Annotated in this window: 14 protein-coding genes; 5 read left to right on the forward strand and 9 right to left on the reverse strand. The window is 51.2% G+C overall.

Features of this window, described 5'->3' with window-relative positions:
• Positions 1-388 precede the first annotated feature (388 nt).
• The gene (kgtP, locus tag D9741_RS13615; protein WP_130214698.1) at positions 389-1,687 is read left to right on the forward strand and encodes an alpha-ketoglutarate permease; all 1,299 of its coding nucleotides are present in this window, start codon (positions 389-391) and stop codon (positions 1,685-1,687) included.
• Here the strand turns inward: kgtP and D9741_RS13620 are convergent.
• From D9741_RS13620 to trxC, 5 genes are all read right to left on the reverse strand, one after another.
• Complete coding sequence (locus D9741_RS13620; RefSeq protein WP_130214696.1) at positions 1,684-2,007, reverse strand: YfiM family lipoprotein; 324 nt, start codon at positions 2,005-2,007, stop codon at positions 1,684-1,686. The genes kgtP and D9741_RS13620 overlap by 4 nt on opposite strands.
• Before the next feature lie 43 nt (positions 2,008-2,050).
• Positions 2,051-3,406 (reverse strand): CDP-diacylglycerol--serine O-phosphatidyltransferase, encoded by a 1,356-nt coding sequence (gene pssA, locus D9741_RS13625; RefSeq protein ID WP_130214694.1) that lies wholly within the window; start codon positions 3,404-3,406, stop codon positions 2,051-2,053.
• Positions 3,407-3,519: 113 nt separating this feature from the next.
• The gene (gene pat / locus D9741_RS13630) at positions 3,520-6,180 is read right to left on the reverse strand and encodes a protein lysine acetyltransferase (RefSeq protein WP_130214692.1); all 2,661 of its coding nucleotides are present in this window, start codon (positions 6,178-6,180) and stop codon (positions 3,520-3,522) included.
• A 31-nt stretch (positions 6,181-6,211) separates the two neighbouring features.
• A complete protein-coding gene (tapT, locus tag D9741_RS13635) occupies positions 6,212-6,910 on the reverse strand; it encodes a tRNA-uridine aminocarboxypropyltransferase (RefSeq protein ID WP_130214690.1) in 699 nt (232 codons plus the stop codon).
• 68 nt (positions 6,911-6,978) lie between these two features.
• A complete protein-coding gene (gene trxC / locus D9741_RS13640; protein WP_001098726.1) occupies positions 6,979-7,398 on the reverse strand; it encodes a thioredoxin TrxC in 420 nt (139 codons plus the stop codon).
• 206 nt (positions 7,399-7,604) lie between these two features.
• Here trxC and D9741_RS13645 point away from each other — a divergent pair, with 206 nt between their 5' ends.
• Positions 7,605-8,642 carry a tRNA/rRNA methyltransferase gene (locus D9741_RS13645; protein ID WP_130214688.1) on the forward strand — a complete coding sequence of 346 codons (1,038 nt, stop codon included), beginning with the start codon at positions 7,605-7,607 and terminating at the stop codon, positions 8,640-8,642.
• A gap of 47 nt (positions 8,643-8,689) precedes the next feature.
• Here the strand turns inward: D9741_RS13645 and ung are convergent, their stop codons facing one another.
• Positions 8,690-9,379: a uracil-DNA glycosylase gene (gene ung / locus D9741_RS13650; protein ID WP_130214686.1), complete on the reverse strand. Its 690-nt coding sequence runs from the start codon at positions 9,377-9,379 to the stop codon at positions 8,690-8,692.
• A gap of 304 nt (positions 9,380-9,683) precedes the next feature.
• Between ung and grcA the strand changes: the two genes are divergently transcribed.
• Complete coding sequence (gene grcA, locus D9741_RS13655; protein WP_130214683.1) at positions 9,684-10,067, forward strand: autonomous glycyl radical cofactor GrcA; 384 nt, start codon at positions 9,684-9,686, stop codon at positions 10,065-10,067.
• A gap of 55 nt (positions 10,068-10,122) precedes the next feature.
• Here the strand turns inward: grcA and eamB are convergent, their stop codons facing one another.
• Positions 10,123-10,710: a cysteine/O-acetylserine transporter gene (eamB, locus tag D9741_RS13660; RefSeq protein ID WP_130214681.1), complete on the reverse strand. Its 588-nt coding sequence runs from the start codon at positions 10,708-10,710 to the stop codon at positions 10,123-10,125.
• Between the two features lie 102 nt (positions 10,711-10,812).
• Between eamB and D9741_RS13665 the strand changes: the two genes are divergently transcribed.
• Positions 10,813-11,694, forward strand: a complete 882-nt coding sequence (locus D9741_RS13665; protein ID WP_130214679.1) for a LysR family transcriptional regulator — start codon at positions 10,813-10,815, stop codon at positions 11,692-11,694.
• Positions 11,695-11,725: 31 nt separating this feature from the next.
• Here the strand turns inward: D9741_RS13665 and srmB are convergent, their stop codons facing one another.
• Positions 11,726-13,060: an ATP-dependent RNA helicase SrmB gene (srmB, locus tag D9741_RS13670; RefSeq protein WP_000219193.1), complete on the reverse strand. Its 1,335-nt coding sequence runs from the start codon at positions 13,058-13,060 to the stop codon at positions 11,726-11,728.
• A 131-nt stretch (positions 13,061-13,191) separates the two neighbouring features.
• On the opposite strand from srmB, the gene trmN reads away from it, so the two are divergent.
• A complete protein-coding gene (gene trmN / locus D9741_RS13680; RefSeq protein WP_130214677.1) occupies positions 13,192-13,929 on the forward strand; it encodes a tRNA(1)(Val) (adenine(37)-N(6))-methyltransferase TrmN in 738 nt (245 codons plus the stop codon).
• Here trmN and nadB read toward each other — a convergent pair.
• Complete coding sequence (gene nadB / locus D9741_RS13685) at positions 13,914-15,536, reverse strand: L-aspartate oxidase (protein WP_130214675.1); 1,623 nt, start codon at positions 15,534-15,536, stop codon at positions 13,914-13,916. The genes trmN and nadB overlap by 16 nt on opposite strands.
• Positions 15,537-15,779 lie beyond the last annotated feature (243 nt).

Below are 15,779 nucleotides of genomic sequence, written 5' to 3' on the forward strand. Positions count from 1 at the left end.
GCGCCGATGGTAGTGTGGGGTCTCCCCATGCGAGAGTAGGGAACTGCCAGGCATCAAATAAAACAAAAGGCTCAGTCGGAAGACTGGGCCTTTTGTTTTATCTGTCGTCCGTCCGGAATAGCGTAGGCAGTAAAAACCACCTGATGTGGTTCTGACTAAGAAATAAAAAACCTATCATTCCCTTGTATACGCCAGATGCTCGCCCATTTCCATACGACAACCTCACCTGAAATCCTTCCTGGTCATCCAGAATAATCATTCCCCTGCTAACTAAATTCGCAGTTATGGTTGCATAAACATCGGTAACAAATGTATAACATTCGTCTTACTAAATAATAAACAACATTGGCCGACAAAAGCATCGGATTATGGCAGGAGAAATATTGGCATGGCAGAAAGCACTGTAACGGCAGACGGCAAACTGACAAGTAGTGATACTCGTCGCCGCATCTGGGCAATAGTAGGGGCCTCTTCAGGTAATCTGGTCGAGTGGTTCGATTTTTATGTCTACTCATTCTGTTCCCTCTACTTCGCCCACATCTTCTTCCCTTCTGGTAACACTACCACTCAGTTACTGCAAACAGCCGGTGTTTTTGCTGCGGGCTTTCTGATGCGTCCAATCGGTGGCTGGCTATTTGGACGCATAGCCGATAAACATGGTCGTAAAAAATCAATGTTGTTATCGGTGTGTATGATGTGTTTCGGATCTCTGGTTATCGCCTGCCTCCCAGGTTATGAAACTATCGGTACCTGGGCTCCGGCATTATTGCTTCTCGCGCGTTTATTCCAGGGATTATCCGTTGGTGGAGAATATGGCACCAGCGCCACCTATATGAGTGAAGTTGCTGTTGAGGGGCGCAAAGGGTTCTATGCTTCGTTCCAGTACGTCACGCTAATTGGCGGTCAGTTGCTGGCCTTACTTGTGGTGGTTGTTCTACAACATACTATGGAAGATTCTGCTCTTAGAGAGTGGGGATGGCGCATTCCTTTTGCGTTAGGAGCGGTGTTAGCCGTTGTAGCATTGTGGTTACGCCGTCAATTAGATGAAACTTCGCAACAAGAAACGCGCGCTTTAAAAGAAGCGGGTTCAATGAAGGGATTATGGCGCAATCGCCGTGCATTCATCATGGTTCTCGGCTTCACCGCTGCGGGCTCCCTTTGTTTCTATACCTTCACCACTTATATGCAGAAGTATCTGGTAAATACTGCGGGAATGCACGCCAACGTGGCAAGCGGCATTATGACTGCCGCATTGTTTGTATTCATGCTTATTCAACCACTCATTGGCGCGCTGTCGGATAAGATTGGACGCCGAACCTCAATGTTATGCTTTGGCTCTTTGGCCGCTATTTTTACCGTCCCCATACTATCAGCATTGCAGAACGTCTCCTCTCCTTATGCCGCTTTTGGTCTGGTGATGTGCGCCCTGCTGATAGTGAGTTTTTATACATCAATCAGTGGAATACTGAAGGCTGAGATGTTCCCAGCGCAGGTTCGCGCATTAGGTGTTGGTCTGTCATATGCGGTCGCCAATGCTATTTTTGGTGGTTCGGCGGAGTACGTAGCGTTATCGCTGAAATCGATAGGAATGGAAACGGCATTCTTCTGGTATGTGACATTGATGGCCGTGGTAGCGTTTCTGGTTTCTTTGATGCTGCACCGCAAAGGGAAGGGGATGCGTCTTTAGTGATGCGCTATTTGCCAGACGGTATAGCCGGTAGTTGCACCGGCGATATCCCAGGCAAAATCCTTCCAGCTCCAGCCGCTCCCCTCTGGGCGGCTATCCCAAAGCTCTTTTGACGCTCCCAGCCCTACAGAGAACATCAGCCCGAACATCGCGCTGCGGTCGCGACTCATCCCCTGATGTTGCGCGTATTCATTTCCTGCGGCGGAAAGCATCGCCGAGGCGATAAAGTGTTGGGCTTTATCCTGCCCCTGCCAGCTATCGTTAGCCATGTGGCTGCAACCAGAAAGTAACAATAGCAAACAGATAAAAAGAATACGCAACGCGGCCTCCAAAAAACAAACCCCGTACAGGACGGGGTTCAGATTACAGGATACGGCTAATTAATCGGTCGATGCGAATGCGGCGCAAACGGCGGATAAGTTTGCGAACCTTCACCGGATAATCGGCAATACTTTGCAGATCGCGATAGTGTTTAACGATAGTGGTATGCTCGCGGATCAGCTCCAGTTCTTTCTCTCGCTGTGGCGCAAGCTCCAGTTGCGGATCGTGGATCAAAATGGCGTTTTCCAGATCCAGACGCCAGGCGCGTGGATTCAGGTTATTACCGGTTATCAGCATCCACTTATCATCAACCCACATTCCTTTCAGGTGATAAGTATTATCGTCATCTTTCCACAAACGGACCACTAACTGGTCAGTATTGACGTAATACTGCAAACGACTCAGGAAGCGACGCAAATTAATCTCATAAAGATAAGGCAACGCGCCAATTATCTTGAATGGTTCATCTTCCGGAATGTAGAAGTCGTTCGCGGTTTTATCACCAACGATAATTTCGACCTTTTTCCCTTCACGCAGCAACTGGATGATATTGCGCACCAGGATTGCCGGCAGGTTGAAGTATGGCGTACAGATAGTCAGTTTCTGTTCTGCACAGGGCATCAGATGGAAAATGGTCTTGTTCAACAGACTCGATTTCCCCAGACCCACCAACGGCGTAACGGAAAGTTGATCGTTGTCGGCATCTCCCTGGAAATGATAAGCGGCATCACGCAACTCCTGGCGGAACAGGCGAATGTCGTTCTTGATTTCCGGGCTTTTTGGGCGATGTTCATCATCCAGACGGTTAACACCGCGACCATTCATAATATTCTGCGTAACCCATTCAAACATAATGTCTGACATCTTGCGGTTACGAATCAGATGGTAACGGTCGTAACGGTATTTATCGTGCTGATGCAAATAAACATCGTTCAGGCTGGCACCGCTATAAAGTACGCTATCGTCGATGATAAAGCCTTTAAAATGCAAAACGCCCAGGGCTTCACGGGTATTGATGGGTACGCCATAAACCGGAACATCTACGCCCGGATTTTCCTGCGCCATGCGGCAGTACCAGTCAGCATTAGTGTTAGATGCCGCAGCGCCAATGCGTCCACGTTGCGCACGATGCCAGTCGACCAGCACCCGCACATCCAGTTCCGGACGCTGCCGTTTAGCCTCATATAGTGCGCTCAGAATGCCTTTGCCACCATCATCCTGTTCGAGATACAGGGCGACAATGCAAATGCGCTGCTTCGCGCTGGCTATTTTTTCCAGCAGCGTCTCCCGGAAGTCGGCGGGAGCGTAAAAGAAATCGACATCATCAACTGATTGAGAAATCTTGGGTAGTTGGGCAAGGTGTTGTTGATGTTTATTACGCTTAAATTTTGACAACATCACAGTGCATTTCTTCTCTGTTCATTGAAGGGTCCTCTGTGCAATGCAGACGACATAAGCGGGCAATAATAACACCAGTCCCGATTAAGTGGTCAACATTTCCAGTACCTTACTCATGATTCCTCGCGCTGGGCAAGATTTAGCGTAAGCCCAACGATCCCCTCTTCGAGCTGGATATCGACGTTAAACCCGAGCTTGCGGGCCAGCGCCACCATGCCACGATTGTTTGGCATCGTAATACCATTCAGACGTTGCAGTCCGTGATCTCGCGTATAGGTAATCAACTTTTCCATTAAGCGTCGACCTAAGCCTAACCCTTTGAGATCCGAGCGAACCAGTACAGCAAATTCGGCATCGATGTTATCAGGATCGGAAATCGCACGCGTGACGCCGAGGATCTCTTCCGTTTGATCAATACGTCGCACCGCCACAAACGCCATTTCCCGATCGTAGTCGATCTGCGTCATGTTGGCTAAATCTTCATGGGTAAATTCGTTGATCTCGCTAAAGTAGCGGTAATAAAGATCTTCTTTGGTGACTCGCGAAATGAATTGCTGAAGTTGTGGCTCATCTTCTGGCAAAATCGGGCGGAACAAGCAGCGTTCGCCGTTTTTCAATTCCACCCACTCTTCCAGCTGATGTGGGTACGGGCGCACTGCCAGCCGACTCTCGCTATCGCCTTCAAACGGCGCGATATCCAGCGTGACATCCAGCGCGGTAAATTCACTGCCAGAAGCCAGCAAAGGATGAATATCCAGACGCTGAATTTCCGGGCAATCGACAATCAAGTTGGAAACCTGCACCAGAAGCTGGCTCAAGCCTGCAACATCCAATGGACGCAGTGCACTGCGCGCACGAATCTTTTTACTTTTTATTCCCTGAATGACCAGATAACGGGCCAGGTTCATGTTCAGCGGCGGTAATGCGACGACGGCTTGATCTTCTGGACGCCACTCCACACCGCCTTCACCCAGCATGATCAACGGTCCGAAAACGGGATCCTGCTCGACCACTACCCGCAACTCCTGGGCGCCAGCACGGTTAGCCATACTTTGCACCAGCAGACCGTGGATCCGCGCCTGCGGCCAGGCCATTTTTACGCGATCGAAAATAGCGTTCGCGGCTTGCTGGACTTCATTGGCTGTACGCAGGTAGAGCATGACACCTTGAACTTCCGATTTATGTGGAATATCCGGCGAGCGTAATTTCAGCGCCACCGGATAACCAATCTGTTCAGCAATATGCACCGCTTCGGTACTATCGCTGGCAATCCAGGTGGGAAGCGTGTTCATGCCATACGCTTGCAGGATTGGCTGTACTTCATGGGTATCGAGTGACGTTGCCCCTTCGGCAATCGCCTGTTGCAACAGAAGATGCGCTTCTGCGGTATTAGAGGTCAGATTGCTGGGCAGTGCCGGCGTTTCGCGTAGTTGCTTCTGGTTACGTCGGTACTCCACCATATGCATAAAAGCGGTGATGGTTCCTTCCGGAGTGCGGTAGGTCGGCAGCCCGGCTTCGCTGAATAAACGTCGCGCCTCTTGCGAGGAGTGTTCGCCGCACCAGTTCGTCAGCAGAGAGACATACTTGCTGCGAGGGTGATGCTTTACCGCTTCAATTAATGCCAGTGCGCTTTCTGTGGCGGGAGCAGCAGCACTGGGCGAATGAATAACCATCAGCGCATCAAAATCCTGGCTGTGGAGCAGAATATCCAGCGTTTTAATATAGTGCTCACTGCTGGCGTCATCGCGCAGATCGAGCGGGTTAGAGATTACTACATGTTCTGGCAGCGCATCGCGTAGTTTCTGGCAGGTTTCTTCGCTTAGCGTTGCCAGCTTGCCATTGCGCGACCATAAGGCATCCAGCGCCAGCGCAGCTGGCGCTGCACCGTTGCTGATAATCATCAGTCGGTCGCCACGCAATGGGCGCATATGGCTAAGGGTTTCCACTGCCGAAAACAGTTCGTGAGTGTCCTGCACTCGTAATAAACCGGCACGCTGAATAGCTGCATCCCATGCCGGGTCCATTCCTGCCGTCGTGTTGAGCAGTCGCTGTGCTGCCGGGCTACGTCCGCTTTTAATTACCAGAATCGGTTTATTACGCGACGCACTACGGGCCGCCGAAACAAAGCGTCGCGCGTCGCTTAACTGTTCGAGATAGAGCAGGATGGCGCTGGTTTTACTGTCGCGCGCCAGATAGTCGAGCAATTCATCAACGTCGATATCCAGGCTGTCGCCGAGCGCAATAAAGTAGGAAAACCCCATCTCACGCTGTTGCGCCCAGTCGAGGATGGTGTTGGAGACGGCAGCCGATTGCGAAATAAACGCCAGCTTGCCGCGCTTAATTGGTACGGGCGAAAAGCTGGCATTCAGACCTTGCCACGGCGCCAGTAATCCCAGACTGTTTGGTCCAAGCAGGCGCATGTTATGACGCTGGGCGCAGGCTCGGAGATCTTCGTGTTGCGATGCCGGGGCAGAAAGAATAATGCAGGTTTTACAGCCTTTTTCGCCGAGTTCTTCCAGAAGCGCCAGATTGCGGCTGGCATTGGTACACAGCACAGCAAGGTCGGGCGTAAAGGGCAGACTGGCGATATCCGGCCAGGCCAGTACGCCTTGTACCGCTTTCCAGGCCGGCGTCACCGGTAACACCGGTCCGTTAAATCCTCCCGCCAGCAGGTTACGCATCATCAGGTAACCTGCGCGATTGGGTTTCATCGATGCGCCAATTACCGCAATCGATTTTGGTCGCAGTAGTGCTTCCAGTCCTCGCTGACTCATACCGGTCTCCCGCAGAAGTGACCGAATGATTTTAAACGCTTTCTAACTGTTCTGCTGTGATGCTACCCAGATGTTGCGTTTTTCCTGCCAGATAGCGTGTTTTAAAGCGAGTGAAATGCTCGCCTAAGCTGGCCGCAGCCCCGGTATCGCCCGCCATATCTAAAAGTGCGATAGCCACTTCAGCGGTACAATATTGGCCTTCAGCCTGGGCTTCACGCAGGCGATAGGCAGAAAGCCGGGAAAGATCGACGGAAATGACAGGGAGATTATCCAGATACGGACTTTTACGAAACATCTTGCGCGCTTCCGGCCAGGTACCATCGAGCATGATAAACAGCGGTGGCTTACCGGAAGGCGGGGTGAAGATCACTTCCCGTTGCTCATCAGCATATGAGGCGGGAAAGACCACCATTGGCTGATAGTTCGGGTTTTGTACCAGATCCAGCAAATCTTGCGAGGGTTCGGTACGCGACCATTGAAACGCAACGGTATCAGGCAAAATATCAGCAATCAGACGCCCGGTATTACTGGGCTTCATTGGCTCGGTGTCGAACATCAGCAAACAGAAGCGACTTTTTGCTTCCGCTGGCGTGATTGTCGAACAGAGACATAATTTCTCTGGCAAAAGACAGCGTTGGCAGCGACGAACGCGATTACCGCGGGCAAGAAAAGGACGTGTTGCGCGCGCAATACGTTCGGCGCGTAACTGGAGAACAGCGTTTTCGGTCATAAGAGAGCGTCGAAAAAACGCCATTGTCGCAGAGGAGAAAACGGGGCACAAGATGCGCCCCGGTAAGATTAAAGAGATTCGTTCAACCAGCTATCGAACGGCGCTTTCGGCACTGCGCCATTAAGCATGTCGACGACCTGACCGTTTTTGAAAATCATGATCGTCGGAATACTGCGAATACCAAAGCGGCTGCTTAATTCACGTTCAGCTTCGGTATTCACTTTCACAAAGCGCACTTTACCGCTACGCTCTTGCGCAACATCTTCAAAAATTGGCGCGAAGTTACGGCAGGGGCCGCACCACGGCGCCCAGAAGTCGATCACCACAGGTAGATCATCTTTCAGCAATTTGTCGAGCGTTTCACCGGTCGCATTAATCACCTCTCCGTCAAACAAGTCGTGACCGCAGCGTCCGCATTTTGCCGCATCTTCGATCCGATCGTCGGGAATGCGATTGATGGCCTGACAATGGGTACAAACGGTATTCATAACTAACCTCGGGATGAGTAAGGAGACTTATCGGCAACGACGCCGGTATGTTTCTAATATGTTACATATTATCGGGGACATTGTTCCAGACAACAATCTGTTTTATTCAATGGGTATGATAGACGCAGGCTTTGGAACGAAATCATGGCGAACCGCGCGCACTTCGGGTAATCTGCGCGCTTCGCGCAGCGCTGGTGGAGAAAAGCATGAACGATGAAATGAAAGGTAAAAGCGGCAAGGTCAAAGTGATGTATGTCCGCAGTGATGATGATTCTGATAAACGTACCCACAACCCGCGTACCGGGAAAGGGGGCGGGCGTCCAGGAAAATCTCGTGCTGACGGTGGCCGTCGCCCCGCCCGCGATGACAAACAGAGTCAGCCCCGTGACCGCAAGTGGGAAGATTCGCCGTGGCGCACGGTTTCCCGCGCGCCGGGTGATGAGACGCCGGAAAAGGCCGATCACGGTGGCATCAGTGGTAAAAGTTTTATTGATCCAGAAGTTTTGCGTCGTCAGCGTGCGGAAGAAACCCGCGTCTACGGCGAAAATGCATGTCAGGCACTGTTCCAGAGCCGTCCGGAAGCGATTGTTCGCGCCTGGTTTATCCAGAGCGTAACGCCACGTTTTAAAGAAGCCTTGCGCTGGATGGCGGCAAACCGCAAAGCGTACCATGTGGTGGATGAAGCGGAACTGACAAAAGCGTCAGGCACGGAACATCACGGCGGCGTGTGCTTCCTGATCAAAAAGCGTAACGGTACAACCGTGCAGCAGTGGGTAAGCCAGGCAGGCGCGCAGGATTGTGTACTGGCGCTGGAAAACGAATCTAACCCGCATAACCTGGGTGGCATGATGCGTAGCTGCGCGCACTTCGGCGTGAAAGGCGTTGTGGTGCAGGATGCGGCACTGCTGGAGTCTGGTGCGGCTATCCGTACCGCAGAAGGCGGCGCAGAGCACGTTCAGCCGATTACTGGTGACAACATTGTTGACGTGTTGGATGATTTCCGTCAGGCGGGCTACACCGTGGTGACCACTTCCAGCGAGCAAGGTAAACCGCTGTTCAAAACCAGTCTGCCAGAAAAAATGGTGCTGGTGCTGGGGCAGGAATATGAAGGGTTACCGGATGCCGCACGCGATCCGAACGATTTGCGCGTGAAGATTGACGGTACTGGCAACGTTGCTGGACTGAATATTTCTGTCGCAACTGGCGTTCTGCTTGGCGAATGGTGGCGTCAGAATAAAGCCTGATAAATCAGCCGGGTGGCAACTCTGCCATCCGGCATTTTCCCGCAAATTTACTCACTCTCTGCCGGTAATACTGGCATCCAGTCAATCGGCGTCTCGCCACGTTGTTCCAGCCACTGATTTGCCAGCACAAAATGGTTACAGCCAAAGAATCCACGATGCGCAGAAAGCGGTGACGGATGCGGTGCTTTAAGTACGTGATGGCGTTGCTTATCTATAATCGCCCCTTTCTTTTGCGCATGAGATCCCCACAACAAAAACACCACGCCTTCGCGATGCTGATTTATGAGGCTGATGACTTTATCAGTAAACGTCTCCCAACCGAGGCTGGCGTGGGAATGCGCCTGACCTGCGCGTACCGTCAATACGGTATTGAGCAGCAGAACGCCCTGACGCGCCCAGCTTTCGAGATAGCCATGCGCCGGGCGGGTAAAGCCTGGAACGGTGTTTTCCAGCTCTTTATACATATTCAGTAATGATGGCGGAGTGGGGATACCGGGGCGAACAGAAAACGCCAGGCCGTGAGCCTGTCCGGGGCCGTGATAAGGATCCTGGCCGAGAATCACGACTTTGACATCGCCTAACTCGGTAAAACGAAAGGCGTTAAAGACATCTTTTTGTGGCGGATAGATAGTGATGCCGGATTGCCGCTCGCTGGCGACGGTCTGAAGGGTATTAAGAAAATAGGGTTGTTGCTTCTCTTCAGCCAGCACGTCATGCCAGGTTAATTCGTTAGCCATCTCGCTCTCCTGCGAATCTTCAATCCGCCTAGCTTAACTGCTTCTTTCTACAGAACAAAATCAAGCTCATTTTATAGACATAATCGACTGTAAAAAAATGTAAATTGGTAAAATTTCACACCCGCATAAGTTGATGTAAAACAATAAAATCCACTTGCTGCTACACTTAGTGTGTGTTTTTTGTTGATTTAAATCAAAGAATCAGGGGTCTTTGAGGAGTATATATACACTCAAGCAACAATGGTTTTACCAATTGGCCGCGACAGGCTGAACAAATCAAATAATTTTGCCGGGGAGGCATCACATGATTACAGGTATCCAGATTACTAAAGCCGCTAACGACGATCTGCTGAACTCTTTCTGGCTGCTGGACAGCGAAAAAGGCGAAGCGCGTTGCATCGTTGCGAAAGCAGGTTTTGCAGAAGACGAAGTGATTGCAGTAAGCAAACTGGGTGACATTGAGTACCGTGAAGTTCCAGTAGAAGTTAAACCAGAAGTTCGCGTAGAAGGTGGTCAGCACCTGAACGTAAACGTTCTGCGTCGTGAAACTCTGGAAGATGCAGTTAAGCATCCGGAAAAATATCCGCAGCTGACCATCCGTGTATCCGGTTATGCAGTTCGCTTTAACTCTCTGACTCCGGAACAGCAGCGCGACGTTATCGCTCGTACCTTTACTGAAAGCCTGTAAGGCTTAAGTAGCAAGTTACTAAGCGGAAGAGGGCGACCTCTTCCGCTTTTTTTCATTAATAGAAAATGCGTACCGCGCAATAGACCAGCAACAGTGCCAGCACGATATTTAATTGGCGACCATACTGGCGAAACAATCGCTGAAACAGATGCCCCGCCAGCGCCCAGCACACATTGCCAAACGTCCCAATCATCGCCAGCAAAACGCTGACGCCAACTACCCAGCTTAACGCCTGCGTTTGCGGCAGGACAAACGTCGATAGTGCCGTAATGCCGTACAAAATGATTTTGACGTTCACAAACTGTAGCGCAAAGCTTGCCCAAAAGCTGATCGGTTTTGCCTGAAGCCCGTCTTCCTTTGTTGGGCTGGTAGCGATTTTCCACGCCAGCCAGACAATATATGCCGCCCCCGCCCAACTCAACAGATGCACTGCTGCCGGGTCAATAACAGCCAGTGAAAACGAAATTCCCGCGCACAGTAGCATGACGATTAAAAATCCCAGACTCATCCCCGCCAGTACGCGGGTACTCTGACGAAACCCATGCGACGTGGCAGAACTAAGGGCGAGAATATTGTTTGGTCCTGGCGTGAGGGCAGTAATCAGGGTGTAGGTCCAAAAAGCACTTAAAAGGGTCGGTGTCACTTGTTATCTCCTCTGTTTTGGTAGACAGTACCCGACACAAAACATTTAAAAAAATGAATGTTTTCACATTCTAAATTCGATATTTTCGATAGGTTTGGGATTATGGATCTGCGCCGTTTTATTACCCTAAAAACCGTGGTGGAAGAGGGTTCTTTTTTGCGAGCTTCGCAAAAATTGTGTTGCACACAGTCGACGGTGACTTTTCATATTCAGCAGCTTGAGCAGGAGTTCTCAGTACAGTTATTTGAGAAAATTGGTCGACGAATGTGCCTTACCCGCGAAGGGAAAAAGCTGCTGCCGCACATCTATGAACTTACCAGAGTGATGGATACCCTTCGTGAGGCTGCCAAAAAGGAGTCGGATCCGGACGGGGAACTACGCGTTGTTTCGGGCGAAACGTTACTCTCTTACCGAATGCCGCAGGTGTTGCAGCGTTTTCGGCAACGCGCACCAAAAGTGCGTTTATCATTGCAGTCACTGAACTGTTACGTGATTCGTGATGCACTACTGAATGATGAGGCCGATGTCGGCGTCTTTTATCGCGTAGGGAATGATGATGCCCTGAACCGACGTGAGTTGGGTGAACAATCGCTGGTGCTGGTGGCTTCACCGCAAATTGCAGATGTCGATTTTACTGAGCCGGGAAGACATAACGCCTGTAGCTTTATTATCAATGAACCACAATGTGTCTTCCGGCAGATATTTGAGAGCACGCTGCGCCAGCGGCGGATCACGGTGGAAAACACCATTGAGCTTATAAGCATCGAAAGCATCAAACGTTGTGTCGCGGCGAATATCGGTGTCAGTTACTTGCCCCGCTTTGCGGTGGCAAAAGAGCTTGAGAGCGGAGAATTAATTGAATTGCCTTTTGGCGAACAGTCGCAGACCATTACGGCAATGTGCGCACACCATGCTGGAAAAGCGGTTAGCCCGGCGATGCACACTTTTATTCAGTGTGTTGAAGAGTGTTTTGTGGCTGGATAAAAAAATGCCGGGCTTAAACCCGGCATTATGATTACTCTTCTGTTGTTTGCGGTGGCACGCCCGTTCCGCTTGGTTTACGGCGCTTACCTATATTTTTGGTATCGCGATGGCGTTTTTTCACCCGCGGCTTCTCTTTCTCTTTAGCTTTTTTCTTCTCGGCGCGTTTTGCCAGTACTTTCTTCGATGGCTTGCCGGTCTGCTTCTCGCTTGGCGCACGCGTTTTCGGGCGTAACTCATCAATTACGCGAGCTTTAATCGGCTCTTCAATGTAACGGCCAACTTTGCCCAGCAGCAGATGGTCATGAGCTTCCACCAGCGAAATTGCGGTGCCTTTACGACCGGCGCGAGCGGTACGCCCGATACGGTGCAAATAAGTATCGCCACTGCGCGGCATATCGAAGTTAAAGACGTGGCTGACATCAGGAATGTCAATACCGCGTGCGGCAACGTCGGTTGCAACCAGCACGTTAACGCGGCCTTCGGTCAAACGCTTGATCGCTTCATTACGCTTGCCTTGTACCATCTCACCTTCGAGATAGCAGTTGTTGATGCCCGCTTCACGCAGCCAGTTTGCCAGCTCATGCACACGCTCACGCTTACGCACAAATACGATTGAGCGAGTCGCTTCAGGCTGTTTTAACAGATGCACCAGCAATGCGGTTTTATGCTCAAGATCATCGGCGCGGTAATACCACTGATGAATTTTTTTGCGCTCACGGGTAGACGGATTCGCAGAAACTTCCACCGGATCTTCCAGCAGACGCTCGGCAAAATCCTGAATCGCATCGCCTTCCAGCGTTGCGGAAAAGAGCAGGGTCTGTTTACGCCAGCGCGTTTCGCCAGCAATATGCTCGATATCCTGAGCGAAGCCCATATCCAGCATCCGGTCAGCTTCGTCGAGGATCAGCGTTTCAACTGCGCGGCAATCGAAGTTCTCTTCTTTTATGTATTGCAGCAGACGTCCGGTCGTGGCGACCACGATGTCCTGGTTTTCGCTGAAAACTTCTGCGTGGTTCATATAGGCCACGCCGCCGGTGATAGTGGCGATATCCAGATGCGTATGTTTCGCCAGTTCGCGGGCATGATCGGCCACCTGCATCGCCAGCTCGCGAGTTGGGGTGAGGATCAAAATACGCGGCGGACCGGATTTCTTACGTGGGAAATCGAGCAGGTGCTGCAACGCTGGCAGCAGATACGCCGCCGTTTTACCGGTGCCTGTCGGCGCAGAACCGAGTACATCACGGCCATCGAGCGCAGGCGGAATGGCGGCAGCCTGAATGGCGGTCGGGCGAGTGAAACCTTTATCCTGGAGGGCTTCCAGCAGGCTTTCGTCGAGTTCAAGTTCGGAAAAAGTCGTTACAGTCATGTTCTACCTCTGTGTGGGGCGCTGATTATAGACGTTACGGCTGCAATCTTCATCTGTTTGTATGGATATCGCTTCTCAGGTATTGTTCTTACCCGGTGCTATCGCCGTTTTTTCAGCAAGGTTTTATTTACATGTCACAGTCTACATCCGTGCTTCGTCGTAATGGATTTACTTTTAAACAGTTTTTTGTCGGCCACGAACGATGTGCGATGAAAGTGGGAACGGATGGAATTTTGCTTGGCGCATGGGCTCCGGTGGCAGGGGTAAAACGCTGCCTTGATATCGGCACTGGTAGCGGGTTGTTGGCACTGATGCTGGCGCAGCGAACCGATGACAGCGTGATGATTGATGCAGTTGAACTGGAAAGTGAAGCTGCAGCTCAGGCGCAGGAGAATATTAACCAGTCTCCGTGGGCAGAGCGGATTAATGTCCATACGGCAGATATTCAGCAGTGGATCACACAGCAGACAGCACGCTTCGATTTAATCATCAGCAACCCGCCGTATTATCAGCAGGGAGTGGAGTGTGCGACACCGCAGCGGGAACAGGCGCGCTATACCACCACGCTGGATCATCAATCCTTGCTGACTTGCGCGGCAGAGTGCATTACCGAAGAGGGATTTTTCTGCGTGGTGTTGCCAGAGCAAATCGGTAATAGTTTTACGGAGCTGGCATTAAGCATGGGGTGGCATTTACGTTTGCGAACGGATGTGGCAGAAAACGAAGCGCGATTGCCGCATCGGGTGCTGCTGGCATTCTCCCCACTGGCGGGGGAGTGCTTTTGCGATCGCTTAGTCATTCGTGGGCCAGACCAGAACTATTCCGAAGCGTATACGGCGCTGACCCAGGCTTTTTATCTATTTATGTAATGATTGACGGGGGAAAGGATCGATGGACCGGAATGCGTGAGCAGTTCCGGATAATCCAGCGTGAAATGCAACCCCCGACTTTCCTTACGCATCATTGCACAGCGAACAATCAACTCGGCAACCTGCACCAGATTACGCAGTTCCAGCAAATTATTTGATACGCGGAAGTGTGCGTAATATTCGTCTATTTCCTGTTGCAACATATTGATACGCCGCAGAGCGCGCTCAAGACGTTTTGTTGTGCGCACAATGCCGACGTAATCCCACATAAACAGGCGTAACTCGTGCCAGTTATGTTGAATCACCACCAGTTCGTCAGGATTCTCAACACGGCTTTCATCCCACGGCGGTAACGTACTGACGCCACGCGCATAAGGCATACGTTTTGTAATATCTTCCGCTGCCGACCAGCCATAGACCAGACACTCCAGCAAGGAGTTAGAGGCCATGCGGTTAGCACCATGTAAGCCCGTATAACTCACTTCGCCAATGGCATACAGGCCATCAACGTCCGTACGTCCATGATCGTCAACCATTACGCCGCCGCAGGTATAGTGCGCAGCAGGCACAATCGGCACCGGTTCTTTCGTGAGGTCAATACCCAACCCGAGCAACTTTTCATAGATCATCGGGAAATGCTGGCGAATAAATTCGGCGGGCTTATGGCTGATATCAAGGAACATACAATCCGCGCCGTGGCGTTTCATCTCATGGTCAATGGCGCGGGCGACAATATCGCGTGGGGCCAGTTCGCCGCGATCATCAAAATCAGGCATAAAACGTGTGCCGTCCGGGCGTTTCAAATAAGCGCCTTCGCCGCGTAAGGCTTCCGTTAACAGGAAATTCCGTGCCTGTGGATGGTACAGCGCGGTAGGGTGAAACTGATTAAATTCGAGATTGGCAACCCGGCAGCCTGCGCGCCACGCCATAGCAATGCCATCGCCAGAAGAAATATCCGGATTGGTGGTGTACTGATAAACCTTCGACGCACCGCCAGTTGCCAGCACCACCGCTTTAGCATGGTAAGTTTCCACGGTTTCTTTATTACGGTTCCACACCCACGCGCCGACAACCCGTCGCGTTCCAGGCAGACCAATCTTGTCAGAAACGATCAGATCAACCGCATTGCTGCGTTCCAGCACTCGAATATTCGGATGGTTCTGCGCCTTGCTCACCAGCGTGGTTTCTACTTCTCTACCAGTGGCATCGGCAGCATGAAGAATACGACGGTGACTATGCCCACCTTCACGAGTCAGATGATAGCTTTCTTCGCCATTTGGCTGCACATGGGTATCAAACAACACTCCCTGATCGATTAGCCATTGCACGCAGGAACGCGCGTTGCTGGCGACAAACTCAACCGCATGGCGATCGCAAATACCGGCGCCAGCAATTAATGTATCTTCCACATGCGAGTCAATGCTGTCAGTTTCATCAAACACGGCGGCGATTCCGCCCTGGGCATAAAATGTTGAGCCTTCCGTTACCGGGCCTTTGCTAAGAACGATGACCTGATGCTGGTCAGCCAGACGTAGTGCCAGTGAAAGCCCGGCTGCGCCGCTACCGATAATCAGCACATCACAAGAATGTTCAGGAAGAGTATTCATTTTGTTTGTTTAATTTACTAAACACGGTTTGGTCAGCATAGCATCACGTTGTGTAATTAAACACCTGCTATTTTAATATTTGTTACAATGGCTAAACAGGGAGATCCTGGACGGTGGAAAAAAGAGAAGTTGCTTGCTGGCGGAGGATTAGGTGGTGAAATAAAAAGGCCGTTGGGGTACTCTTCAGGCAGTTAAATGGGCATTTCTACACAGATAATGCGATGTTCAGATTCTGTAGACTTA

Source organism: Escherichia sp. E14V7, assembly GCF_004212225.1.
Lineage (GTDB): Bacteria > Pseudomonadota > Gammaproteobacteria > Enterobacterales > Enterobacteriaceae > Escherichia.